The 24,861-nt window shown below is 38.6% G+C and carries 20 protein-coding genes; 8 read left to right on the top strand and 12 right to left on the bottom strand.

Features of this window, described 5'->3' with window-relative positions; all coding sequences use genetic code 11:
* The first annotated feature begins 83 nt into the window (after nt 1–83).
* The 7 genes from dacC to ODQ17_RS11700 all read left to right on the top strand — a co-directional run bounded on the left by dacC (nt 84) and on the right by ODQ17_RS11700 (nt 6,555).
* Complete coding sequence (gene dacC / locus ODQ17_RS11670) at nt 84–1,232, top strand: D-alanyl-D-alanine carboxypeptidase PBP5/6 (RefSeq protein WP_005307294.1); 1,149 nt, start codon at nt 84–86, stop codon at nt 1,230–1,232.
* Nucleotides 1,233–1,322: 90 nt separating this feature from the next.
* Nucleotides 1,323–1,874: a gamma carbonic anhydrase family protein gene (locus ODQ17_RS11675; protein ID WP_005307296.1), complete on the top strand. Its 552-nt coding sequence runs from the start codon at nt 1,323–1,325 to the stop codon at nt 1,872–1,874.
* Nucleotides 1,875–2,018: 144 nt separating this feature from the next.
* Complete coding sequence (locus ODQ17_RS11680; protein ID WP_005307298.1) at nt 2,019–2,507, top strand: NUDIX hydrolase; 489 nt, start codon at nt 2,019–2,021, stop codon at nt 2,505–2,507.
* 4 nt (nt 2,508–2,511) lie between these two features.
* Entirely contained in the window at nt 2,512–3,645 is a 1,134-nt protein-coding gene (gene mnmA / locus ODQ17_RS11685; RefSeq protein WP_322903776.1) for a tRNA 2-thiouridine(34) synthase MnmA, read from the top strand.
* A 13-nt stretch (nt 3,646–3,658) separates the two neighbouring features.
* Nucleotides 3,659–4,390: a high frequency lysogenization protein HflD gene (hflD, locus tag ODQ17_RS11690; protein WP_004643577.1), complete on the top strand. Its 732-nt coding sequence runs from the start codon at nt 3,659–3,661 to the stop codon at nt 4,388–4,390.
* A gap of 55 nt (nt 4,391–4,445) precedes the next feature.
* The gene (purB, locus tag ODQ17_RS11695; protein WP_004790879.1) at nt 4,446–5,834 is read left to right on the top strand and encodes an adenylosuccinate lyase; all 1,389 of its coding nucleotides are present in this window, start codon (nt 4,446–4,448) and stop codon (nt 5,832–5,834) included.
* A gap of 82 nt (nt 5,835–5,916) precedes the next feature.
* Nucleotides 5,917–6,555, top strand: a complete 639-nt coding sequence (locus tag ODQ17_RS11700) for a DUF2238 domain-containing protein (protein ID WP_322903778.1) — start codon at nt 5,917–5,919, stop codon at nt 6,553–6,555.
* A 41-nt stretch (nt 6,556–6,596) separates the two neighbouring features.
* On the opposite strand, the gene blp2 is transcribed toward ODQ17_RS11700, so the two are convergent.
* From blp2 to ODQ17_RS11745, 9 genes are all read right to left on the bottom strand, one after another.
* Nucleotides 6,597–8,786 carry an Ig-like repeat protein Blp2 gene (gene blp2 / locus ODQ17_RS11705; protein WP_322903780.1) on the bottom strand — a complete coding sequence of 730 codons (2,190 nt, stop codon included), beginning with the start codon at nt 8,784–8,786 and terminating at the stop codon, nt 6,597–6,599.
* Nucleotides 8,787–9,031: 245 nt separating this feature from the next.
* Entirely contained in the window at nt 9,032–9,649 is a 618-nt protein-coding gene (locus tag ODQ17_RS11710) for a cytochrome b/b6 domain-containing protein (protein WP_322903854.1), read from the bottom strand.
* Between the two features lie 138 nt (nt 9,650–9,787).
* Nucleotides 9,788–10,750 (bottom strand): protease SohB, encoded by a 963-nt coding sequence (sohB, locus tag ODQ17_RS11715; RefSeq protein WP_049837203.1) that lies wholly within the window; start codon nt 10,748–10,750, stop codon nt 9,788–9,790.
* A gap of 146 nt (nt 10,751–10,896) precedes the next feature.
* A complete protein-coding gene (gene pstB / locus ODQ17_RS11720) occupies nt 10,897–11,799 on the bottom strand; it encodes a phosphate ABC transporter ATP-binding protein PstB (protein WP_005307307.1) in 903 nt (300 codons plus the stop codon).
* A gap of 13 nt (nt 11,800–11,812) precedes the next feature.
* Entirely contained in the window at nt 11,813–13,210 is a 1,398-nt protein-coding gene (gene pstA, locus ODQ17_RS11725) for a phosphate ABC transporter permease PstA (RefSeq protein WP_004790867.1), read from the bottom strand.
* A complete protein-coding gene (pstC, locus tag ODQ17_RS11730) occupies nt 13,207–14,586 on the bottom strand; it encodes a phosphate ABC transporter permease subunit PstC (protein WP_005307309.1) in 1,380 nt (459 codons plus the stop codon). Before pstC ends, pstA begins: the two co-directional genes overlap by 4 nt.
* Nucleotides 14,587–14,685: 99 nt before the next feature.
* Nucleotides 14,686–15,717, bottom strand: coding sequence for a substrate-binding domain-containing protein (locus ODQ17_RS11735; protein WP_049837205.1), 1,032 nt, complete (start codon nt 15,715–15,717; stop codon nt 14,686–14,688).
* Nucleotides 15,718–16,193: 476 nt separating this feature from the next.
* Entirely contained in the window at nt 16,194–17,573 is a 1,380-nt protein-coding gene (locus tag ODQ17_RS11740) for an amino acid permease (protein WP_005307314.1), read from the bottom strand.
* Nucleotides 17,574–17,713: 140 nt separating this feature from the next.
* Nucleotides 17,714–19,435, bottom strand: a complete 1,722-nt coding sequence (locus tag ODQ17_RS11745) for an alpha-keto acid decarboxylase family protein (RefSeq protein ID WP_192454993.1) — start codon at nt 19,433–19,435, stop codon at nt 17,714–17,716.
* A 134-nt stretch (nt 19,436–19,569) separates the two neighbouring features.
* On the opposite strand from ODQ17_RS11745, the gene ODQ17_RS11750 reads away from it, so the two are divergent.
* Entirely contained in the window at nt 19,570–20,055 is a 486-nt protein-coding gene (locus ODQ17_RS11750) for an Lrp/AsnC family transcriptional regulator (RefSeq protein WP_004643588.1), read from the top strand.
* Nucleotides 20,056–20,126: 71 nt separating this feature from the next.
* On the opposite strand, the gene ODQ17_RS11755 is transcribed toward ODQ17_RS11750, so the two are convergent.
* From ODQ17_RS11755 to ODQ17_RS11765, 3 genes are all read right to left on the bottom strand, one after another.
* Nucleotides 20,127–21,557 carry an aldehyde dehydrogenase family protein gene (locus tag ODQ17_RS11755; protein WP_322903785.1) on the bottom strand — a complete coding sequence of 477 codons (1,431 nt, stop codon included), beginning with the start codon at nt 21,555–21,557 and terminating at the stop codon, nt 20,127–20,129.
* 285 nt (nt 21,558–21,842) lie between these two features.
* Nucleotides 21,843–23,375 carry a pyridoxal phosphate-dependent decarboxylase family protein gene (locus ODQ17_RS11760; protein WP_322903787.1) on the bottom strand — a complete coding sequence of 511 codons (1,533 nt, stop codon included), beginning with the start codon at nt 23,373–23,375 and terminating at the stop codon, nt 21,843–21,845.
* A gap of 2 nt (nt 23,376–23,377) precedes the next feature.
* The gene (locus tag ODQ17_RS11765; protein ID WP_322903789.1) at nt 23,378–24,751 is read right to left on the bottom strand and encodes a diaminobutyrate--2-oxoglutarate transaminase; all 1,374 of its coding nucleotides are present in this window, start codon (nt 24,749–24,751) and stop codon (nt 23,378–23,380) included.
* Between the last annotated feature and the right edge of the window lie 110 nt (nt 24,752–24,861).

Consider the following 24,861-nt stretch of genomic DNA (forward strand, 5'->3'; position numbering starts at 1 on the left):
GACTTCCCCCATAGAAGTCGGCTTTGCTTTATCCTAAAATGCTAGGTTCTTCTGCTTCATACAAGATATTGGAATTACCTAGAATGACTCGAAAAAGCGCTATTGCTGCACTCCTCCTCTTACCAAGTTTTTCTTATGCAGCAACTGTCTTATCAGCTCCGCCAGAATTAAATAATAAGTCTTATGTATTAATGGATTATGAGACAGGACAAATTCTCGCTTCTAAAAATGAAAACGAAAAGCTTGCACCTGCTTCAATGACAAAAATGATGACAAGCTACATCATTGAACAAAAATTATTAAAAGGTGAACTGACTGAAAATGAGCAGGTTCGTATGAACGAGTCTGCATGGTGTAAAGGAAGCAGCTCTGAATCATGTATGTATGTTCCTTTAAATGGTACAGCGACTGTTCTAGAAATGCTTCGCGGTATCATTATCCAGTCAGGTAATGATGCATCAAAAGCAATGGCTGAACATATTGCCGGAAATGAAGGCACGTTTGCTCACATGATGAATCAGGAAGCAAAACGTATCGGTATGACGAATACCCAGTTCATTAACTCAACTGGTTTACCGGCAGAAGGTCATTATTCAACAGCTAAAGATATGGCTGTTTTAGCGCAACATATTATTAAAGACAGCTCAAGATATTACCCAATCTACTCTGAAAAAGAATTTACGTTTAACGGCATTAAACAAGGTAACCGTAATGCCTTGCTTTACACAGACCCAAGCGTAGATGGTTTAAAAACAGGTCATACAGATGAAGCGGGTTACTGCTTAACAACTTCAAGCAAACGTGGTCCGATGCGTCTCATTTCCGTTATTTTCGGAACGGATAGCGTTAATGAACGTGCCAACCAAACGCGTACATTATTGTCTTGGGGCTTTGCAAACTTTGAAACTGCAAATATTCAACCAGCCAATCAAGTTCTTGCTAAAGCAAAAGTGTGGTTTGGTAAAGAAGATGAAGTTCAAATTGGTCTGGCAGAAAACTTTAGTGTGACTATGCCTAAAGGCAAAGCTAACGGCATTAAAACACAGTTAGTTGTTCAACCTAACTTAAATGCACCGCTTCAAAAAGGCCAAGTTGTGGGCAAACTTGTTGCTAGCCTTGATGGCAAAGTAATTGCTGAAAAGCCATTAGTTGCATTAAAACCAGTTGAAGAAGCAGGATTCTTTGCACGCTTAATCGACCATGTTAAACAATTCTTCAGCAACTTATTCTAATTTTTGAATAGTTGAATTAAGCACTCATGCTATTTAGCCTGAGTGCTTTTTTATTTTATAATTCATCTAAATTTTATTTTGATACTACTCATGGCAAAGAACATACGCCCTTATCTTGAACACCGTCCTCAAGTTGATCCAACATGTTATGTTGATGACATGGCTGTTGTAGTCGGTGAAGTCAGCTTAGCCGAAAATGTTTCTGTCTGGCCTTTTGCCGTCATTCGTGGTGACGTAAATAGTATTCAAATTGGTAAAAACAGTAATGTACAAGACCATTGTATGTTGCACGTTAGCCATAAAAATGATGCAAAACCTAATGGCTCACCTCTTATTATTGGTGAAGATGTGACGGTTGGACATCATGTGACTTTGCATGGCTGTACCATTGGCAACCGAGTTTTAATCGGAATCAATACTGTTATTTTAGATGACGTGATTATTGAAGATGATGTGATGATTGGTGCTGGAAGTTTGGTTCCACCGCGTAAAGTCTTAAAAAGTGGTTACCTATATGTAGGAAGCCCTGTACAACAAGTGCGACCATTAACCGAAAAAGAATTAGCATTTCTTCCTTATTCGGCAAGACATTATGTAAAAGTACAAAATAATCATAAAGCGGCTCAAGCAGAGCAAGATTAATTAGCTCTATGAAATATCAGCAATAAAATTCTGATTTTTTAAACGATATGGTTTTGTAGTATTGCTCATATCGTTTAGCAGATCACCATAGCCAAAAACCCCTAAATTTCGTATCATACGTCTTTTAAATCATGGTGCTTTTTTATGGCCGCATGGACTCCTCATGTCACTGTTGCTACAGTCGTAGAAAAAGACGGACGCTATCTTTTTGTTGAAGAACATAGCGAAGGTTTTGTACACACAGTATTTAACCAACCTGCTGGTCATGTGGAATGCGGTGAGTCATTAACTCAAGCAGCCATTCGAGAAACACTTGAAGAAACAGGTCATCATGTTGAAATTGATGCCTTGCTTGGTATTTATACGTATACCCCGCCCATGTTTCCGGACCGTACCTATTACCGCTTCTGTTTTCTAGCACATGTGACTCAAGTTGAAAATAATCCTCAACTCGATACTGGTATTGTAGCTGCTGTGTGGATGACACCAGATGAGCTCAAAGAATCTGCTCGTGCCCGTAGTCCACTCGTACTCAAAGCAGTTGAAGATGCCATGAAAGGTCACCATTATCCTTTATCGCTTATTTATGAGCACCCTTTCTCTCCCTCATTAACTTCTCATTTGGATGCCTAGTCCTATGCAACAACGTGTCATCGTCGGTATGTCTGGTGGTGTAGACTCTTCTGTTTCTGCAGCACTTTTACTTCAACAAGGATATCAAGTTGAAGGTCTTTTCATGAAGAACTGGGAGGAAGACGACGGCACGGAATACTGTACGGCAATGGAAGATTTAGCCGATGCTCAAGCAGTAGCAGATAAAATCGGTATTAAACTCCATACAGCAAACTTTGCTATGGAATATTGGGACCGCGTGTTTGAACTTTTCTTAGCTGAATATGCAGCTGGACGCACCCCAAACCCCGACATTTTATGTAATAAAGAAATTAAGTTCCGTGCATTTTTAGATCATGCCATGACTTTAGGTGCAGACTTTATCGCGACTGGTCATTATGCTCGCCGTGGTGAAACTGCTTACAACTCGAAAGGCGAAACATACGCATCATTATTACGTGGTGTAGACAATAACAAAGACCAAACTTATTTCTTGCATGCTGTTCATGGTAAAGAAATTAACAAGACCCTATTTCCAGTAGGTGAGATTGAAAAACCAGAAGTCCGCAGAATTGCTGAAGAACTTGATCTTGCTACAGCTAAGAAAAAAGACTCTACAGGTATCTGTTTTATTGGCGAACGTCGATTTAATGACTTCCTTAAACAATATTTGCCCGCTCAACCTGGAAAAATTGTGCTTGATACAGGTAAAGAAGTTGGTGAACATCACGGTCTGATGTACTATACGCTCGGTCAACGTGGCGGAATTGGTCTAGGTGGTTTGAAAGGTGCAGCAGAAGGTGCATGGTTCGTACTACATAAAGATATTGCCAATAATCGCCTCGTTATTGGCCAGGGACATGAACACCCTCTCATGCAAAGCACACAGCTTTGGAGTGAGTCAATTGACTGGGTGGCTGGTGAACAGAATATTCCTGTTGAAGGTTTACGCTGTACAGCTAAAACACGCTATCGCCAACCTGATCAGGCATGTACAGTTTTTATTGATGAAAATAGTGAACACGGTGTACGAGTTGAGTTTGATGAACCTCAACGCGCTGTTACACCGGGTCAAAGCGTTGTATTTTATTCAGATGAAGTTTGCTTAGGCGGGGGTGTCATTCACCATACAAATGCCCCTACACCAAATTTTATTTAAGGGAATGAATGACATGGTGGAGTTACCATTTCAACAATCACAAGCCTTGAATGTTCGCCAAAACCGTGCCCTTGCCTTGGCTGGGGTATTTCAGGCTACCCAGCTCACGCACATGACAGCTTTAACTGGTCAGCAGAGTATTGGTGAAAGTGGTAACTTCTATTTTGAGCTGTTAATCAAAGCGAGTTTAAATATTCGCCCTACAGTCAACAATGGTGTTCAGACATTAGATTTTTTCAATCAGTTGGCAGATATTTCCTTGGGGCTTAAAACCCTCGAAAATTGTATTACTCAACCTTTTACAAATATGCCCAAATCTCGTCTTCCAAAAATGGGCACTGCCAAGCTTCCAATGTCATATGCGATGTCCCTTTTGCAATTAGAAAAGAAGGTCTATAGCAATCCTGAATACGTCGCAATCATTGAAAAAGCTCAGCAAAAGATTTTAAAACAGCTTTCTTTTTTTGATAATAACTACTTACACCCAAGCATTTTAGCCAATTTGGCTCAAACCTATGTTGATACTGCTGGGCAGATTAACCCTCGCATTCTCGTTCGTGGTAATGCAGAAGCATTTAAAGATACCAACCATACTAACCGCATCCGTGCTTGTCTGTTTACTGGCTTGCAAATGGCGCATTTATGGCGACAACTCGGTGGTAGTTCGTGGAACATGATTTTTAGCAAACGTAAATTGCTACAGGATATTCAGGCACTTGCTCGTTTACAGTACCAAGTCATCTAAGGCTGTAAAGAGATTATTTTTTGTTTTATGTTTATTCCAACATTAAGGAATCGTTATGAACGCTTTAACCGCACTATCACCATTAGATGGACGTTATGCCAGCAAATGTGATGCGCTACGTCCTTTTCTTTCTGAGTTTGGTTTAATTCATGCTCGTGTCACTGTAGAAGTGCGTTGGTTACAAGCGCTTTCTAACCGTCCAGAAATTGTTGAAGTTGCTCCTTTTTCAAATGAAACAAATGCAGCTTTAGATGCAATTGTTAGCAACTTTTCTGAAGAAGATGCTAACCGCATTAAAGAAATTGAACGCACAACTAACCATGATGTAAAAGCTGTTGAATATTTCTTAAAAGAGAAAATCGCAGGTATCGCTGAATTACAAAATGCAGGTGAATTCATTCACTTTGCATGTACTTCAGAAGACATCAATAACTTGTCTCATGCACTTATGCTTAAAAACGGCCGCGAAGTTTTAGTATCAAGCATGAAGCAAATTTTAAATGCGATCTCTACTTTAGCAACAGCTCACGCTGAACAACCAATGTTGTCTCGTACACACGGTCAAACTGCAAGCCCAACAACTTTGGGTAAAGAAATGGCGAACGTTGCATACCGTTTAGCTCGCCAAATTAAACAGTTTGAAAATGTTGAGCTACTAGGCAAAATCAATGGTGCTGTAGGTAACTACAATGCTCACCTTTCAGCTTACCCAGATGTTGACTGGGCTGCACATGCTCAAGCATTTGTTGAATCTTTAGGTTTAACATTCAACCCGTACACGACACAAATCGAACCACATGACTACATGGCAGAGTTGTTTGATGCGTTACGTCGCTTTAATACGATTTTAATCGACTTTAACCGTGACGTATGGGGTTACATTTCTTTAGGTTACTTCAAACAAAGATTGAAAGATGGTGAAGTTGGTTCTTCAACTATGCCACACAAAGTTAACCCAATTGACTTTGAAAACTCTGAAGGTAACTTAGGTATTGCGAATGCTGTATTGGCACACTTAGGCGAAAAATTACCAATTTCTCGCTGGCAACGTGACTTAACTGACTCTACTGTACTTCGTAATATGGGTGTTGGTTTTGCGCAAAGTTTAATTGCTTTTGATGCGTGTTTAAAAGGTGTTGGTAAACTTGAACTCAATGCAAACCGTTTACTTGAAGATCTTGATCAAGCTCAAGAAGTTTTAGCAGAGCCAATTCAAACTGTTATGCGTCGTTATAACGTTGAAAAGCCATATGAAAAGTTAAAAGCATTAACTCGTGGTCAAGCAATGACTCGCGACATGATGGTTAACTTCGTAAATGGTGATGAACTTTCTCAAGTACCAAGCGAAGAGCGCGCACGTTTAGCTGAACTTACTCCTGCAACTTACACTGGTAATGCAGCTGAACAAGCTAAACAAATTAACGATTTAATTAGCAAAATCTAATTAAAAAGTTCATAAAAAGCGGAGCTTCGGCTTCGCTTTTTTATTACACTGATATAAAGCACAATAAAGTACTATTTCTAAAATGATCGAAAAACAATTCAAACTTAAACACTATATTGCTCTTGGCCTTATTTTTATTGCCATCATATTGTCTGGCATCCAGCCCCTTGAATTTGAAGCTTATTTACTTCATCAGGTGGGTACAATTTTTATGTTAGTCCTCTTATTTATTATTTTTAAAAAGATTGGTCTCGATTATTTAAGTTTTACTTTCTATTTAGTTTTTTTGCTCATCCATATTATCGGTGCACACTATCTGTACTCATATGTTCCATACAATGATTGGATTCAACATATATTCCATTTTAATCTAGATCAATACATGGGGTGGTCCCGTAACATGTATGATCGTTTAGTTCATCTTGCCTATGGTGTTTTACTCTACCCTCTTATTTATCGAGTCTTTCAAGTTTGGTTACCGACAGCTCGACCTTTTACTCTGTTTTTACTTGTGGTTCAGTTCGTCATGGCATCTAGCGTTTTTTATGAACTCATTGAATGGGTAATTGCGATTGGCTTATCGCCAGAGCAAGCCGAAAATTATAATGGTCAACAAGGCGACATGTGGGATGCCCATAAAGATATGTTATTAGCAACGATCGGTGCAATTCTCTATGGATTCGTAGCTCTTATAAAAACACTTAAAATAAATAATTCATAAATAAAAAAAAGCGCTCAATGAGCGCTTTTTTTAAGAATTCTTTAGACGACTGAATAAGTTTGATCTAACAGATTTGATAAAGCCGAAGAAGTCGTATTTGGTAGAAGCTGTTCTAGATTAGTTGTGACATCACTCGCTGTATTATTTACTTCGCTCTGCTCATTCACTACAGGTTTAGAATCTGTTGTAGATAAAATTTTTGCGATTGGGTCAGAAGCATCCGTTGAAGAACTTTTTAATAAATCATCTAATGACACAGATTTTTGCTGCTGACTAGTCGTTTCATTAGTTGTAGTTTGCGCTAACTTTAATGTATTTAACCCAACGCTATCCGCAACAGAAGGAATAACTTCATTTACATCACTACTGACAACTTCACTCGTACTCGCTACTTTTGGTGCGACGACATAAAAGGTAAACGATGCACTCTCTTCACTAGGAAGACCTGCTGCATCTTTTTGAATTAAAGTAATTGTATGTTTTCCAACAGCCAAATTTTTATCAAGTGTAAATGACCAATAACTATTTGCATCTACTTGACCAACTTTAAGAACCGAAATTGCGACTCCATTATCATAAATAGTTAAGGTTGCATTGGGTTCAACTTTAACAGTAAATTTTGGAGTTGAATCATCAGTTTCTGAGTTAGGAGTGATTTGTTTTACAGTAGTACCATTATCATTATCCACTCTATTAAATGTAGGTTTATCAGGAGGGGTTGTATCCTTTGTACCTGTTACCTCAAATGCTACAGAACTATTACCTGCGCCATCTATTGCGGTAACTTTCGCTTTATTATTATCTGTTAAAGCAGGTGAAATCGCGATTGTAAATTTTCCATTTGCATCTGTCGTTCCCGTACCAATTACCTTAGTACCTATTGTTATTTGTATTTTAGCATTAGCTTCGGCAGTTCCTGTTACCGTGGTTCCATCAGCATTAATTTGAGCTGTAGGTTTATCTGGCGCTATAGTGTCATAGCCAGATTTAATTTCTAAAGGCTTAGAGGTATTACCCGCCGCATCTTCAACAATGATTGTCGCCTTTTGTGATTCTTTTAATGCTGGAGAAAGCGTAATTTGAAATTCACCTTGGGCATTGGCCGTACCCGTTCCAATCACTTTGCCATTAGCATCTTTAATTTGTACTTTGGTATTAGCCTCTGCGATTCCTTCAACTACTGTTCCTTCTTTATTCACTTCAACTAAAGGAATATCTGGAGCGAAAGTGTCCTTTCCAGCAATGATTTTAGTTGGCTCAGATTCATTTCCAGCTTTATCTACAGCAACCACTTTACCACCCGCTTCACTGGTCAAAGGCGGAGTAAATTTGTAAGAAAACTTCCCATCTGAATTTGCTTTTGTAGTATCTATGAATTTACCACTGGCATCATAAATGAAAACCATTGCATCGGGTTCAGTCTTACCATCTAATATTGAACCATCTTCGCTTAACTGGGCTTGTGGAACATCTGGCGCAATTGTATCTTTTGTACCTGTAATAGCAGCACCAGTAGACTCTTTACCACCTCCATTTTGAGCGAAAACATTTAATTTATTTCCATCTGTCAAAGGTTTATCGAGCTTAATCGTAAAATTACCAGTTGCATCTGTATTACCAGAAGCAACCACATTTCCATTTAAATCTTTAATATAAATTTTGGCATTAGCTTCTGCCTTACCAGTGACCGTAACAGCATCATCCGCAAGTTTTAGTTCTGTTGGTTTCGCAGTGTTTGGGACATCAACAGGAGAATCATCCTTGTCATCTTTATCAAAAGCCCACAAATATAAACCTTCAGCAGCTAAAACTGCTAAGCCAGCTTTTAACACATTGCCCATCGAAAACGTTGGGGAATCATCAACCGCCATTGTTGAAGCTGGTTGACTAGTGCTTGTATAAGCTAAATCTGTGACATGGTTTAGACCGGTGTAGTCAATCACCTTACCTTGTGCGTCGAATTGGGCTTCAACAAATTTTCCGTGTTCAGTCGGAAAAACAAGTGAATGGTCTGTTGTATTTGTTGCTTCATTAAAGAAATTTTCTAAAACAAGGGTTTCACCATTTTTTAAATGGATGATAAGACTTCCACCTTGCTTTTCCATCGATGCTATATCTTTTTGACTTACACCAATTTGAATGATTGCTGGTTGGTTTAAAACCACTTTATTGAGCTGACCATCTTGTAGAACGTCCAAACCCTCTTTGGATGCCACAATTATTCTTGTCATTATTTCCTATCCTGAATTTCAGTTATATTTTTAAATGTCTAACTTTTTAAATGATTCATCTAAAAGCTATTTTATTGCTGTTTAAAATATCAAAACCATGTGTTTATCACAATTCAAAAAGCATGTTTATCAATAATTATTTTTGACTTTTAATTAAAATATCTATTTCTCATAAAGCCCATATCAACCTTAAATTTCACCCTGTTCTATTATTTATTAAATCTCTCATATATTAAGGCCATCATTTACATTCGTAAGTAAAAGAAGCTAAAAATGCCTATTACAATCAAAAGAAATAAAGCAGCGAATTTAGTTATTTTCGCATCTGACAAGGTCATTTTTAGCATACTCCAGCCCTGAAAACGTTTTGCAAAAATGCTATTTAGAATAAGAGTTGAAACATGCAATAAAACTAAAGCTAAAAACAAGTTTGCAAAAAATTCGTGTAGGTCTTTCAAAGAAAAATTAACATGCTCAGTCGCATACCCTAACCCCACCACAATTGGAATCACGAGAAATATAAGTACAATTGAAGTTTGAAAAAGTGCAATGCTAGCTGAATGAATTGAATTTTTAGAAAAAACACTCTTAAAGTTTGAATGACTTAAGGATTTTTTGATCGCATTTATCGCTATGTTGCTTCGCTTTTTAATACCAAATGGTGTTGTACTTGAAATACGTGGACTCAAAAAATGCCAGATCACTCGCGCAGTAATACTAATAAGAAGTACGTAACCAAACATCATATGGACTTGGTGCAGATCTTCATTATCTCCTGTGAAATAAGCACCAATAAAGCCAAGCATAATAATGATATGTAAAATACGTATGAGAATATCAATGTGTGGCCATGTTTTTGACATCACAAAAACTCAGAAGTGAAAAGTTAACTATAACTTTTACAATTGAAACTTAAACAAATATTAATCAAATTTCTTTCATCACTCACATAAAAAAAAGAGCACCCTTACAGGCACTCTCTATTTCAAAATTTAGCTTAATTAAAATCTAGTATCACGCATTTGTACTAAGGTTGAATTGGCTTTGGCCAACGTGTCTGCAACTTTATTCATTACAGCCGGAATCAAGCTATCTGCCATTTGAGCTGCTTGTAAACCTAACTTTTCACCTAAAGTCGCTTTCTTACGTGTATTAATTACATAAACATCATGTTGTGGTAATAACGCCAATAGATACTCATCAGATGTTTGTAATTTATCAACAAGGTTTAGCTCTAGCGCATCTTCACCATACCAATGCTCACCTGTAGCGACTTTATCAACATTAAGTTGTGGACGGTACTTTTCTACAAAGTGCTTAAATAACACATGAGTTTGTTGAAGCTCTTCTTCGAACTTCGCTTTACCTTCAGGGGTATTTTCACCAAACATCGTGACAGTACGCTTATATTGCCCTGCTGTGTAAAGCTCGAAATCCACATTATGTTGTTTTAAAAGACGGTTAAAGTTTGGAACTTGAGCAACCACACCAATTGAACCAACAATAGCAAACGGCGCTGCAATAATTTCATTTGCAATACATGCCATCATATAGCCGCCACTTGCTGCTACTTTGTCTACGCAAATTGTCAAATGGAAGCCCGCATCGCGTAAGCGTACCAATTGAGCTGCTGCTAGACCATAACCATGTACCATGCCCCCAGGGCTTTCAAGACGAACCACAACACGGTCACGGCCAGCTTTAGCAGTTGCTAAAATGAGGGTAATTTCTTCTCGTAAGTTTTCAACTGCTGAGGCTTGGATATCACCCTTAAAATCTAAAACAAAGATTTTCTGATTGTTTTTACGGCGTATTTTAGCTTCTTTAGCAAGTTGTTGAGCCAATTGTAAAAGTTCTAAACGGCTTGCAGTTGTTTGTGCAATTTTTTTTCTCTGTTCATTTACACGTGCATTTAAATGACTCACACGTATTTCTGCAGGGAGTTTAGGCAAATGGAATAACATAAAATTCTAAGCTCATAAGTTATCTTTTATAGCCTTAAGATGTGGTCGTTTTGATTAAAATTCAATAGCGTTTTTGCAAAATAGAGTCATTTTCATTTATAAAATAAAAAAAGAGCACATGGCTCTTTTTTTATATGAATGACTAATTAACCGAATCGTCCAGTAATATAAGCTTCCGTCAACTGATGGTCAGGTTGAGTAAAGACTTTTTCAGTTGAGTTAACTTCAATCAAATCACCTAAATGAAAATAAGCAGTACGATCAGACACGCGTGCCGCCTGTTGCATTGAGTGAGTCACAATAACTATTGTATATTGCGTTGATAATTCAGAAATTAATTCTTCGATTTTTGCTGTTGCGATTGGGTCAAGCGCAGAACATGGCTCATCCATCAAAATCACTTCAGGACTTACTGCAATCGTACGAGCAATACATAAACGTTGTTGCTGACCACCTGATAAACCAGTACCCGGTTGATTCAAACGGTCTTTCACTTCATCCCATAGACCCGCTTTACGCAAGCTATTTTCAACAATTTCTTCAAGATCATATTTATCGCGCGCTAGACCGTGAAGTTTAGGGCCATAAGCTACGTTATCAAAAATAGTTTTAGGGAACGGGTTTGGCTTTTGGAATACCATACCAACCTGAGCCCGTAATAATACGACATCAAGGTTTGGATCATAAATATTGTGGTTATCGAGTGTAATTTTACCTGTCACACGGCAACCATCAATGGTGTCATTCATACGGTTTATCGTACGAAGAAAGGTCGATTTACCACAACCTGACGGTCCAATAAAAGCAATAACTTCGTTCTTGTAAATATCGAGGTCAATACCTTTAATCGCTTCAAAATCACCATAATAAACATGGGCATCTTGCGCACTAATTTTGATTTCGGTTGAGTTCTGCTTTTTTGAAGTTTGTGGTTCAAAATGCGAAACATACGAAGTGCCATGATTCTGCGATTTATCTGTAAATTGAGATTGTTCAGTGTTCACTAACTTATCCTTTTCTAAGGAATTCGTAATATCAATAGTATTCATTATTTATCCTCTATTACCAACGCACTTCGAACTTTTTACGTAACCAAATTGCAAGACTGTTTAAACCAATCATTAATGCAAGTAGTACGATAATCGCAGCGGCAGTACGGCCTTCGAAGAAGTTACGCAACTCATTACCTTGCCATAAGTAAACTTGGACAGGTAATGCAGTTGATTGATCAAATGGTGTTGCTGGAATACTTGCAACGAATGCACTCATTCCAATTAAAAGTAAAGGTGCAGTTTCACCAAGCGCATGAGCAACACCAATAATTGAGCCGGTCATAATGCCTGGTAAAGCTAATGGTAAAACGTGGTGGAAAATAGTCTGGAACTTAGAAGCTCCCAAACCAAGTGCGGCTTGTCGAATAGAAGGTGGCACTGCTTTTAATGAAGCACGCGTCGTAATAATGACTGTTGGTAATGTCATCAAACTTAAAACTAAACCACCAACTAACGGAGCCGATAACGGTAAATGCATCCAGCCAATAAAAATTGCCGCACCGAGTAAACCAAACACAATTGAAGGAACAGCAGCAAGGTTATTGATGTTAACTTCAATAATGTCTGTGACAATATTCTTTGGAGCAAATTCTTCAAGATAGATTGCGCTGGCAACACCAATTGGAATCGCGATAATGATCACAATCAGCATCATGAATAATGAACCCATAAATGCGCCAGCAAGACCACTAATTGCAGGTGAACTACGAGAGTCCGGATTCTTAAACAAGTTCAAATTGAACGTATTTTCAAGAACACCTTTTGCTTTTAATTCATCCGCAAGTTTACGTACTTCTGGTTCAAGTTGTTGCTGATCATCTGGCAATGAACGGTCAATATTACCTTTTAACCAGACATCAACATTGGCATCACCCAAGAAATTAATATTTTCTTTTTTACCAATGAGTGATGGGTCTGCAAAAACCATGTCACGTAAACGATAAGCCTCTGAACTTGCATAAAGACTACTTAAGTAATCACGCTCACTAGCAAGTGCAGGATCTTTGGCAATCATTCCATTTACAATAATGCCATCCCAATCCACCATACCCATTTTAGTTTGCCAATCAACATAACGCTCTTGGTAATGAGCAGGTGTTTCACCTTGAGTACGTACAGGTACTGGACCTGCATCAATTACTTTCGGATCGAAGTAAATTGGAACATTCATGCTCGTTTGCCAAAAAGCAGGTAAACCTTTTGCCAAAATACTGCTAAACAATAGCGCTACAAATGCAAGACCAATAACAACTGCCGATAAACCAGCAAAACGGAAAGCTTTTTCTTTACGGTGACGTTTAGCCAATGACTTTTCAATCACTTTTTTACGGCGATCACGTGCTTGAGCAGCAGCTTGTGGATCAAATACGTTCTGATCCATAGGAGACGATGTATTTGATGTACTCATTCGTATTGCTCACGGTATTTACGCACAATGTACAGTGCAACAATGTTTAAACATAAGGTAATCACAAAGAGTGTTAGACCTAACGCGAATGCAACCAAAGCTTGTGGGCTGGCAAAGTCAGTATCACCAGTTAACTGTTTTACGATCGTAACGGTCACTGTCGAAACAGCTTCAAATGGATTTGCATGTAAAAGTGGACTGTTCCCTGCTGCCAAAACCACAATCATAGTTTCCCCTACGGCGCGAGAGACAGCTAATAAAAAGGCGCCAGTAATGCCCGGTAACGCAGCAGGTAAAACGACTTGGCGAATTGTTTCTGACTTAGTTGCTCCAAGTCCTAAAGAACCGTCACGTAGTGCACGAGGTACTTGAGTAATGATGTCGTCTGATAAAGAAGAAACAAACGGAATAATCATAATCCCCATCACGAAACCAGCAGTTAAAGCACTGGTCGCGTTAATTTCAAGACCAACGTAAGCACCAGCTGTCTTGAAAAATGGTCCAATAATCATCATGGCAAACACACCATAAACAATTGTTGGAATACCCGCTAAAACTTCAATTGTTGGTTTTGCCCACGAGCGTAACCATGGAGAAGCATATTCAGCTAAATAAATGGCAATCATTAATCCAATGGGTACGGCAACTAATAAAGCAATGCCGCTGACCATGAGTGTGCCCCAGAGTAATGGTAATAAACCATAACTACCTTCTGCATTGCCTGAAGTACTAAAACCTGGGTTCCACTCTGTCCCGAAGAAGAAATCAAGCGGGCTTACAAAACGGAAGAAGTGCATTGCTTCACCAAACATCGACATCACAATACCGATGGTTGTTAAAATCGCAACACCAGAACATAAAATCAAAGCAACATTAATCGCACGTTCAACTTGGTTACGTGCACGATATTGTTGATTAATCTTTTTCTTTGCCCACACTAAACCTAATAAAGCTGCACAAACTACAACAGCAAATTTGGCAAAAGAGCCAATAGTTTGAAATTTTGCAAACTGTTGTGCAGCAGCTAATTCATAGGCTGCCGGCTTATCACTTACCCCAAAACCTGAAGCAATCGCTTGAACACGATCAATCAAGACACTTCTGCCAGCTTCATCAAGTGATGCACTTACAGATGCAGGAATATTATTAAAGATAATGTGATTTAAAATACTTGGTTCAACCAAGCTCCAAATGATCAAAATTAAAAAAGCAGGGATACCGCACCAAAGACCAACCAGTGCACCATAATAACCAGGACGAGAATGTAATGTCGCCGAGTTGCTTCCCTTACCTGCTAGGCTACGGCTCTTTCTCAGCCCAAGTTGATATGCGATTGCCACAAGGGCTAACAACACACCGATAAGTAGCAGATTCATGTACTCTCCACTGTTTTCTCAATTGTCATAATTTGGAAAAACAAGTTAGACAAAAAGGCTGATGAACTCTCAAGATCACCAGCCCCTATTCAAACTAACTTATTTAACAGTTTTACCTGCTTTAAAGTCAGCCAATACTTTTGCACGTTCAGCATCAGACATTGCGATTAAGCCATCACGTTCAGCTTTAGAGCCTTTACCTGTTGCTTTTTTGCTTACGAAATATTCTACATATTGCGGTAAGCCTTTAACTGATTTTAAATGTTCGCCTTTCACGTAGAAGAATAATGGACGAGACACAGGATATGTACCGTTCAATACAGTTTTCTCAGATGGAAGAACGTTATTTACAGTTGCTACACGTAACTTGTCACGGTTCATATCATAGAAACTTAAACCAAACACGCCTACTGCACTTGGAGAAGTCTTTAAGCGAGCTAGAGTTTCTGTATAGTCACCAGCAATTTCAATTACACGGCCATCTTTACGGAAAGTAGAACATGCTTTCTTCTGAGCATCTTTATCTAAGTTCTTGAAGTATTCATACGCTTCACAACCAGCATCAACCATTTTCTCTTGGAAAACTTCACGAGTACCGTGGTTAGATGCAGGAATTACAAGAGTAATTGGTTCATTTGGAAGTGATTTATCAATCTGGTTCCAGTTTGTATATGGGTTTGGAACCAATTTACCATTTGAAGGTAATTGTGCAGCTAAAGCAGCAAACACATGGTAAGGTTTTAATTTATAAGCTGCTTTGTGTGAGTTAGACGCAAATACGATACCGTCGTAACCAATTTTGATTTCTTGAATTTGTTTTACGCCAGCTTTGTTACAAGCTTCAATTTCAGTGCTTTTAATTTTACGAGAAGCATTAGCAACGTCGATTGTGTTATCGCCAACACCTTGACAGAATTGTTTCAAACCAGCAGAAGAACCGCCAGAACCAACTACAGGAGTTTTAAATTGAGGAAATGTATTACCAAACTCTTCAGCTACAACGCTAGCAAATGGTAGTACAGTTGAAGAACCAGCAATTTGAATCGTATCACGAGCTGCATTTGCAGTCGTTGTTACAGCTGCCCCAGTTACTGCTAACGCAATTGCGATTTGACGTGGATTTAAGCGCATTCTGTTCTCTCTCATTAATGCAATAGGTTGTACGTCACTTTTTGTTGAGTGCTTGTACGCTCTTCGATAGCTGCATTGTGAATAGAAAATATGACAATTAAGTTACAGTATGATGACGCTTTAATGATTTCGATATTGTTAATTGTCACATTATTATTTTTTATCTTTTATCAAATATTTAATTCAATCTGAGTGGATATTTTACTCTGTATATTAGTCTCTATTATGACACTGATTAAAAATATAGATTTTAAGGATTCATAAAATATAAAACCAAAAGATATTATAATTATTTTAAAAATCGATAATTTAACTATATTTTTACTTTTACTGCTAAAAATAATTTTATTACTAAAATTCTGATCAAAAATTGCGGTAGATAATAATTTCTTTGTAACATGAAAATAATATGACAAAAGATAAAGGGTTACCTACTGTGTGTAAGGTAACCGCAATATCGTTGTAAATTTAGCTTATTAGTTTGATTGCACTTCTGGCATTGCGACCATTTTTCTGCGGTATTTGAAGAAATACATCAGTGCTAAAACAGCAAGCCAGATTGGACCTAAAATAACGGCCAATCTCATATCTGGCGTCATTGCCATAATAATAAGAATAAAGCATACAAAGCTAATGGTTAAGTAATTACTCCATGGACTCATAATGCTTTGGAACTTAGTTTGGCGTTTTTGCAATTTCATTGCTTTGGTAAATTTCAAATGTGTGACTGAAATCATGAGCCAGTTAATGACAAGTGCAGCCACAACAAGCATCATAAAGAGCTGAAAGGCTTGTCCAGGAATTAGGTAATTTACGACCACACATATTGCTGTGATTGATGCAGAAACAACCGCTGCTGGAACTGGAATACCACGGCTATTTACTTTTTTCAAAATTGCCGGAGCATTGCCCTGCTCTGCTAAACCATGCAGCATACGGCTATTACAATAGATACAGCTGTTATAAACCGAAATAGCAGCAATTAAGACTACAAAGTTCAGAACATTCGCAACACCATTACTGTTTAATGACTGGAAAATCATAACAAATGGGCTACCGCCTTCTGCCACCATATTCCAAGGATAAAGACACAGTAATATCCCAATAGCACCGATATAAAAAATTAAAATACGATAAACAATTTGGTTCACTGCTTTTGGAATAGTAGTTTCAGGTTTTTTCGTTTCAGCAGCAGCAATACCAATAAGTTCTAGACCACCAAATGCAAACATAATAACGGCTAAAGCCATGACAAAACCATGAATCCCGTGCGGGAAAAAACCACCGTGTTGCCATAAATTTGCAATACCTGCTTGTGGACCAGCAGAACCTGTAAATAAGAGGTAAGTACCAAAACCAATCATGCTTAAAATTGCAACAATCTTAATGCAGGAAAATAAGAATTCGGATTCCCCAAAAAAGCGGACATTCACTAAGTTAATGCCGTTAATTAAAATAAAGAAAAATAAAGCAGTCAGCCATGTCGGAATTTCAGGCCACCAAAACTGAATGAAGGTTCCAATTGCACTGAGTTCAGCCATGCTTACCAGCACATACAACACCCAGTAGTTCCAGCCAGACATAAAACCAGCCATTTTACCCCAATACTTGTTCGCAAAATAACTAAAAGAACCACTTACTGGTTCCTCAACAACCATTTCACCTAAATGACGCATAATTAAGAAAGCGATAATTCCAGCAATCGCATATCCTAATAAAATTGAAGGACCTGCCAGTTTAATCGTTTGAGAAAGACCTAAGAATAACCCTGTTCCGATCGCACCTCCTAGCGCGATGAGTTGAATATGCCGATTGGATAAGCCTTGTTTTAACTCGTGCTTATTGTTTGCATCCATAACATTATCTCCAATGTTGGTGTCACTTCCTGTACACCTTTATTCAGCACCATATCCGAAGGCCAGAAACCGGCCTTCAGATATACGTTTGCTTTAATATGAGTCCATTTAATTTTAAGAAGACTTGTCCTATCTTCTATTTAAAACGAGCTTGCATCCTTACATTTAATAGGCTGGGAACGCTCCTTTAAAATTTCATAGCCACGATCGCCGTAATCAAAACGCGCGATGACAGAAGCAAATTTTTTCAAACTTACTGGCGCATCCATTGCTGGTAGCTTTAATTCAATAAAAGTTAACTGATCATTTAAATGAACATTCTCTAAAACACTTCTAAGCTGTCCGGCAGTTTCAACCACATAGGTGGTATGACCTTTTTTACCGTTAAATACCGCAGGAATTTCGGTGTATTTCCAGTTTTGCACGTCGTTATAGGCTGCGTTTTCACCCATAATTAAGCGCTCAATGGTGTAGCCGCCATTGTTCAGCAAGAAAATAATAGGTTTTAAACCGTGACGGATAATTGTAGAAAGCTCTTGTACCGTAAGCTGGAAAGAACCATCACCAATAAACAAAATTTGACGGCGTTCAGGAGCAGCCAACAAGCTACCAAGTAAAGCCGGTAAGGTATAACCAATAGAACCCCAAAGCGGCTGAGCAATATATTTAGCTGTTGCAGGAAGTTTTAAACCAGACAAAGCTGAGTTTGAAGTTCCTACTTCACCAATAATCACATCATCTTCTTTTAAGAAACCTGAAATGTAGTTCCAAAGTACATCTTGGCTTAGCTTTTGCTGGGCTGGAGCTTCAATTACTTTCTGTGGCTGTTTTTCAAGAAGAGGCATTGACGATTTACGTGGTGCAACTTTTTTATTTAACTCAACAAGTAACTGTCCAATTTCAATACCCGGAAAATCCTGACCAAAAATGTTCAGACCATAAGATTTAATTTCAATATAGTTCTTAGTCTCAATTTGATGAGTAAATACAGCTGAACCTACATCTGTAAATCGTGCACCAATACCAATTAGGCAGTCAGATTGCTCAATAATATTTTTCACATGCGGTTGGCTTGCCCCACCCACATACGTTCCGATATAACGAGGTGAGCCTTCATCCATAATATTTTTTGCAGTATTCATACCCGCAAATGGAATTGAGCATTTTTGAGATAAATCATTTAAAAGTGAAGTTACACCAAAAACTGAAGCTTCATTATCAATAAGAAGTGCTGGACTTTTTGCATTGTTCAAAATGTCACAAAGTTTGCTTACCACACTTTGCAATAAGTCTGGTTCAACAGATGGATAACTTAAATCAAGTGGGCGGTCAGTAACTTCAATTTTAACGTGAGTAATATCTCCCGCTAACTGGATGTGCACAGGGCGACGTTCAAGGAAACACTGACGTAATACACGATCAATTTCAAAAGCTGCATTTGCAGGAGTTAAACGTGTTTGAGCAACTGTGAACTCTTTCATACAGTTCATAATATTGTCGTAGTTACCATCGACAAGCGTATGGTGAATTAAAGTGCCCTTTTGAACTGCATGTAAAGGCGGAATACCTGAGATATGAATAAGAGGTACATTTTCTGCATATGCACCTGCAATGCCATTAATCGCGCTTAAATCACCTACACCATAAGTGGTTGCCAGGGCAGAAAAACCGTTAATTCGTGCATAACCATCAGCTGCATAGGCAGCATTTAATTCATTACAATTTCCGATAAATTCGAGTTCTGGATCTGCTTCAACTTGTTCGAGATATGAGAGGTTAAAATCACCAGGTACACCAAAAAGATGTTGGATACCCATTTGTTTTAAACGAAGATTTAAAAAGTCACCGATTTCTATGAACATTGCTCTATATCCTTTGAGACCAATTTTTATTCCATAGAAAAATAATATTTCATCTACCTTTTAGATTTCGTGCATAATGAAAACGCATTTTAATAAAAATACATGATTTGTGTATCATAAAAGGATTTTATGCAATGGATAAGTTCGACTGGCAAATCATTCAGGCACTACAAAAGAATGGACGGCTCACCAATCAGGAAGTTGGAGATTTAATCGGTTTATCTGCTTCTCAATGTTCTAGAAGAAGACAGCTACTTGAGCAAAAAGGCATAATTTTAGGTTACACGGCCCGTATCCAGCAACAAGCGCTAGGACTAGAAGTCACAGCGATGATTCACATTAATTTAAGAACACACGAGGCAAAATCTCAGCAGGCATTTCAAGAGCTCATTGAAGCGGAAGATAACATTCAAGATGCATTTTCAATTAGTGGCGATGCGGATTTTATTTTAAAAGTCGTTGCTGAAAACTTAGAACAGCTTTCTCAATTTGTAACCGAAAGATTGCTTTCTTATAATTTTATTGGTCACATAAAGTCTTACATTGTTCTAAAAAAAATTAAAGAACAGAATCATTTTTTAATCAAACCTAAAGGTCACGGTTACCACCACACGACTTAAGCAGATTAATATTTAATAAGATAATTTAAAAATAAAAAAGGCGGATCTATCATCCGCCTTAAAATTAATATTTAGACTTTACTGATATGGACTGTTTGCCCAATCGTATTTTCAAGTAAACCTTCTAGACCAAACTCAGCACCTAAGCCTGACATTTTCCAGCCACCAAAAGGAGCATGAGGCAGCACTTCTGCATGGGTATTAATCCAAACAGTGCCGCATTGAAGCTGTGTAGCATAAGTTTGAGCAGCTTTAATATCAGAAGACCAGATTGAACCACCTAAACCAAACTCGCTGTCATTGGCACGTGCAATTGCATCATTGATATCTGTATATTTTAAAACAGGCAACACTGGACCAAATTGTTCTTCTTGGACCACTCTGCTAGAGTCAGACACTTCTGTCAAAATAGTAGGAGCAATAAAGTAGCCCTGCTCTGGTAACTGCTGGTGACCAGAAAGCGCTTTTGCACCTTGAGAAATAGCATCGGCAATGAGTTCTTTCACTTTGTTATATTGCATTTGGTTTTGTACCGGACCAAACATTGTAGAAGACTCCATTCCACCACCCACAACTTGAGCATTGGCAATATCAGCTAACTTTTGAGATAGAGCTTCATATTGGCTTTCATGTACATATAAACGTTTTAACGCCGCGCACGTTTGACCAGCGTTTAAGAACGCCATATTAAAAATCTTAGCTGCAATTTCATCGATATTTGCATCTGGCAATACAATACCAGCGTCATTACCGCCAAGCTCTAATGTTAAATGTTTTAACTGTTGAGCTGCACCAGCCATAATGTGCTGACCTGTTCGAGTTGAACCCGTAAATACGACTTTTTGCACATCTGGATGAGAAGATAATGCTTGGCCAATCTCACCAGCACCTACCACAATTGAAATAACACCCGCTGGAACTTCTTGCTGAATGATTTCACATAGACGCAAAGTTGATAGCGGTGTGTATTCAGAAGGTTTGCTAATGACAACGTTACCCGCGCGTAAAGCAGGCATGATATGCCAAACAGCAATCATGAGAGGCCAGTTCCACGGAGTAATTGAAGCCACTACACCTAATGGCTGACGATGGCGTTCAATACGCTTGGTTTCACTGTCTTCAATTACTTCAACAGGTAAATCCATAGCAGCGGCATAGCGAGTCCAACCAATTGCACCCTGCACTTCCATTTGCGCAAGTGCTAGTGGTTTACCTTGCTCAAGCACAACCAGCTCTGCAAGCATTTCAGCGTGCTTTTCAATACCATCTGCAATTTTGTTTAAAATTGATTTACGTTCATCATGTGAAACTTGTTGCCAAGCTTTAGAGGCTTGTTTAGCTGTACTCACTGCTTGATTCACCTGCTCAACCGATGCTTTTGCACAGCGTGCGGCTGTTAGACCTGTAGCAGGGTTAATAACTTCTAGTTCACCCTGTTCACCTGAACAAGATTGACCGTTAATAATCAGTTTAAATTCATTAAGCACATTAACTTGTTGCATTTCTTCTTCCTTGTCTTAATTGTAATTACAGCCACTTACTTTTTTCAGTTAAAACGGGATTATTTAAAGTAAGTACGATATTGATATATCAATGTGACCAAAAATATTGGGGACATACCAATACAATAAGAAATTTGCATAAGATAGATCATGCATAATTATTTTTGTTTTTGAAAAATATGCATGGTTTGTGCATATTTTTATTTACTCATACACATTTTGAATAAAAGAATCTGTAATAAAAAAGCCCAGCAAGAAGCCGGGCTTTTTTTGTTATCAACTCAATTAGTCTATTGGTGGTACATAGTTACCAGAAGCAATCGCATCTTTAATGCGGTCAGCTTCAGCCAATACTTGACCTAAAAGGTTTTTAACATTTTCGAATGTCACAACAGGGCTTAATGTTGTCATTTTCAATGACTGTACATTACCAACTTTTGTTACACCGATATTTGCTTCACCACGTGCAAACAATTCGTCTGCTACGTTTTGGTTCAAGCTATCGATAAACTCAACTGGGTAGCCTTGTGGCACAACACGGAACAATACCGAAGCAAATTGTGGTTCAACTAAAAGCTCTAAACTGTCAGTTGCCTTGATGTAATCTGCAACTTCACGAGTAAGTTTTACACCATGGTCAATCATTGAACCGTAAAGGTCTTCACCAAGCGACTCAATTGTCATCCACAATTTCAATGCATCAAAACGACGAGTCGTTTGTAATGACTTAGAAACAAGGTTTGGTACACCATGTTCTTCGTCATAAGCAGAGTTCAAGTATTCAGCTTCGTAGTGCATGAAACGGTAGTTCGCTTCGTCTTTCAACAAGAACGCGCCACAGCTAATACTTTGGAAATAATGCTTATGGAAGTCGAGGGTAATCGAGTCAGATAACTCAATACCATCAAGCATTGCACGGTAGTCATTTGACAGAATTAATGCACCGCCCCATGCCGCATCGATATGCATCCATGAACCATATTTCGTTGTGATTTCACGAATTTTCTTCAATGGATCAATTGCACCAGCATCAGTTGTACCTGCTGTCGCAACAACACAAGCAACCACTTTGCCTTCTGATTGCAAATGCGCCATCGTTTTTTCGAGAGCATCTACATCCATTTGTGCATTTTCATTCACAGGAACAGTCACAACTGACTGGAAGCCCATGCCCATCATTGCCATGTTCTTTTGCACAGAGAAATGCGCATTTTCAGAACAAATAACTTTGACGTTTTTCATTGCTTCAGCTGGAATACCATCACGCTGTACAGACCACGGCTTACCGTTTTCGTCTTTCCAGTTTTTCGAAATGCACCAGTCACGAGCAAGTAACACACCCATTAAGTTAGATTGAGTACCGCCAGAAGTGAAAACACCTGCCTGACCAGAACCATAACCAACTTTTTGACGCAACCAATCAATGAGCTGAACTTCCATTAATGAACCGGCTGGGCTTTGATCCCATGAGTCCATAGACTGGTTAGTTGCATTGATTAACACTTCCGCAATCTGGCTCATCACCATGGTTGGGCAGTGTAAATGCGCCAATGAATGTGGATGATGTACTTTTAAGCTTTTATTTAAGAAAAGCTCAATCATACGTTGAAGTGATTCTTGTACACCCATACCTTCTTTTGAAGGTTGGAAAGAAATTGCTGAACGCAATTCTTTAATGCTACCGCCTGTGTACATCTTTTCATTTTGCAACCATGCTGAAACGGCTTTTACCGCTTCGCCCATTGCTGACTCATAGTCAGCAATGGATTGTGCATCATTGCAGAGTAACGCTTTACGATGTTCTGCAAAATCCACCATACTTATGCGCCTCGTACTGCAACCAATGCTTCTGCAATTGCTTTCTTAAAGCGAGCAACTACTTCAACACACTCTTCTTGAGTGATGATAAGCGGGCAAAGTAAACGAATTACTGTACCGTTACGGCCGCCTTTTTCAAGCAATAGTTTATTGTTGAAACAAGCAGTTTGAATTGCAGCAGCTAATTGTGAATCCGCAGGAAGCGAACCAATACGGTCAGTTTGTTTACGCTCGTCAACAATCTCAACACCGATCATTAAACCGCGACCACGTACGTTACCGATACATGGGAATTCTTGAGCTAATTTTTTAAATTCAGCTTGTAGATAATCACCACGTTCTTGCGCATTTTGTGCAAGATTTTGTTCAGTAATCGTTTTTAATACGACAAGGCCTGTACCCATAGCAAGTTGGTTACCACGGAAAGTACCAGTGTGACCAGCAGGCTGCCAAGCATCAAATTTACGTTTAATACCTAATACTGCAAGTGGTAAACCACCACCTACTGCTTTAGACATTACAACAACATCAGGTTCAATACCTGCATGTTCAAATGCAAACATTTTGCCTGAACGTGCAAAGCCAGCTTGAACTTCGTCTAAAATTAAAACGATGTTGTGCTTTTCAGTCACTTCACGGATTTTTTGCAACCATTTTACTGGAGCTGTAACTACGCCGCCTTCACCTTGAATTGCTTCAAGAATAACAGCAGCCGGTTTTGTTACACCGCTTTCAACATCTTCGATAAAGTTTTCGAAGAAGTAAGTTAAAGCGTCAACACCAGCTTCACCACCTAAACCAAGTGGGCAGCGGTATTCATGCGGATATGGCATGAATTGTACGCCTGGCATTAAACCGTTAACCGCATTTTTTGCACTTAAGTTACCAGTCATAGCAAGTGCACCATGGGTCATACCATGATAACCGCCAGAGAAACTGATCACTGAACTACGGCCAGTGTAAGTCTTAGCAAGTTTAATTGCTGCTTCAGTTGCGTCTGCACCAGCAGGACCACAGAACTGCAAGCAGTATTCTTCTTTACCACCAGGTAAATATGCTAACAATGCTTCAGTGAATGCATCTTTTAAAGGTGTGGTTAAGTCTAAAGTATGCAATGGCAAACCACTTGCCAATGTATCTTGAATACTTTGAATCACCGCAGGATGATTATGACCTAAAGCCAATGTACCTGCCCCAGCTAAACAATCAAGGTACTCTGTACCTTCAACATCAGTAACCCAGCATCCTTGTGCTTTCGCTATCGCTAACGGTAATTTACGTGGATAGCTACGAACATTTGATTCCATTTGACTTTGGCGAGTCAAATAATATTCGTTAGTAGCATTAGTGGCAGGGTTAACGGAAGTAACGCTCATATCGGATTACCATCTCTGATAGGGGTAGAAAGAAATAAGTCTGGTGACTTTTGGTCCTTTGACTCGGTGCTTTATAGAACTAGTAAAGACACTTATTTTATATCTTGTAA

This window comes from Acinetobacter sp. IRS14 (assembly GCF_034650275.1).
GTDB lineage: Bacteria > Pseudomonadota > Gammaproteobacteria > Pseudomonadales > Moraxellaceae > Acinetobacter > Acinetobacter oleivorans.

Coding starts and splice junctions, on each gene's coding strand:
- dacC (WP_005307294.1), top strand. CDS start 84: ATGACTCGAAAAAGCGCTATTGCTGCACTCCTCCTCTTACCAAGTTTT.
- ODQ17_RS11675 (WP_005307296.1), top strand. CDS start 1,323: ATGGCAAAGAACATACGCCCTTATCTTGAACACCGTCCTCAAGTTGAT.
- ODQ17_RS11680 (WP_005307298.1), top strand. CDS start 2,019: ATGGCCGCATGGACTCCTCATGTCACTGTTGCTACAGTCGTAGAAAAA.
- mnmA (WP_322903776.1), top strand. CDS start 2,512: ATGCAACAACGTGTCATCGTCGGTATGTCTGGTGGTGTAGACTCTTCT.
- hflD (WP_004643577.1), top strand. CDS start 3,659: ATGGTGGAGTTACCATTTCAACAATCACAAGCCTTGAATGTTCGCCAA.
- purB (WP_004790879.1), top strand. CDS start 4,446: ATGAACGCTTTAACCGCACTATCACCATTAGATGGACGTTATGCCAGC.
- ODQ17_RS11700 (WP_322903778.1), top strand. CDS start 5,917: ATGATCGAAAAACAATTCAAACTTAAACACTATATTGCTCTTGGCCTT.
- blp2 (WP_322903780.1), bottom strand. CDS start 8,786: ATGACAAGAATAATTGTGGCATCCAAAGAGGGTTTGGACGTTCTACAA.
- ODQ17_RS11710 (WP_322903854.1), bottom strand. CDS start 9,649: ATGTCAAAAACATGGCCACACATTGATATTCTCATACGTATTTTACAT.
- sohB (WP_049837203.1), bottom strand. CDS start 10,750: ATGTTATTCCATTTGCCTAAACTCCCTGCAGAAATACGTGTGAGTCAT.
- pstB (WP_005307307.1), bottom strand. CDS start 11,799: ATGAATACTATTGATATTACGAATTCCTTAGAAAAGGATAAGTTAGTG.
- pstA (WP_004790867.1), bottom strand. CDS start 13,210: ATGAGTACATCAAATACATCGTCTCCTATGGATCAGAACGTATTTGAT.
- pstC (WP_005307309.1), bottom strand. CDS start 14,586: ATGAATCTGCTACTTATCGGTGTGTTGTTAGCCCTTGTGGCAATCGCA.
- ODQ17_RS11735 (WP_049837205.1), bottom strand. CDS start 15,717: ATGCGCTTAAATCCACGTCAAATCGCAATTGCGTTAGCAGTAACTGGG.
- ODQ17_RS11740 (WP_005307314.1), bottom strand. CDS start 17,573: ATGGATGCAAACAATAAGCACGAGTTAAAACAAGGCTTATCCAATCGG.
- ODQ17_RS11745 (WP_192454993.1), bottom strand. CDS start 19,435: ATGTTCATAGAAATCGGTGACTTTTTAAATCTTCGTTTAAAACAAATG.
- ODQ17_RS11750 (WP_004643588.1), top strand. CDS start 19,570: ATGGATAAGTTCGACTGGCAAATCATTCAGGCACTACAAAAGAATGGA.
- ODQ17_RS11755 (WP_322903785.1), bottom strand. CDS start 21,557: ATGCAACAAGTTAATGTGCTTAATGAATTTAAACTGATTATTAACGGT.
- ODQ17_RS11760 (WP_322903787.1), bottom strand. CDS start 23,375: ATGGTGGATTTTGCAGAACATCGTAAAGCGTTACTCTGCAATGATGCA.
- ODQ17_RS11765 (WP_322903789.1), bottom strand. CDS start 24,751: ATGAGCGTTACTTCCGTTAACCCTGCCACTAATGCTACTAACGAATAT.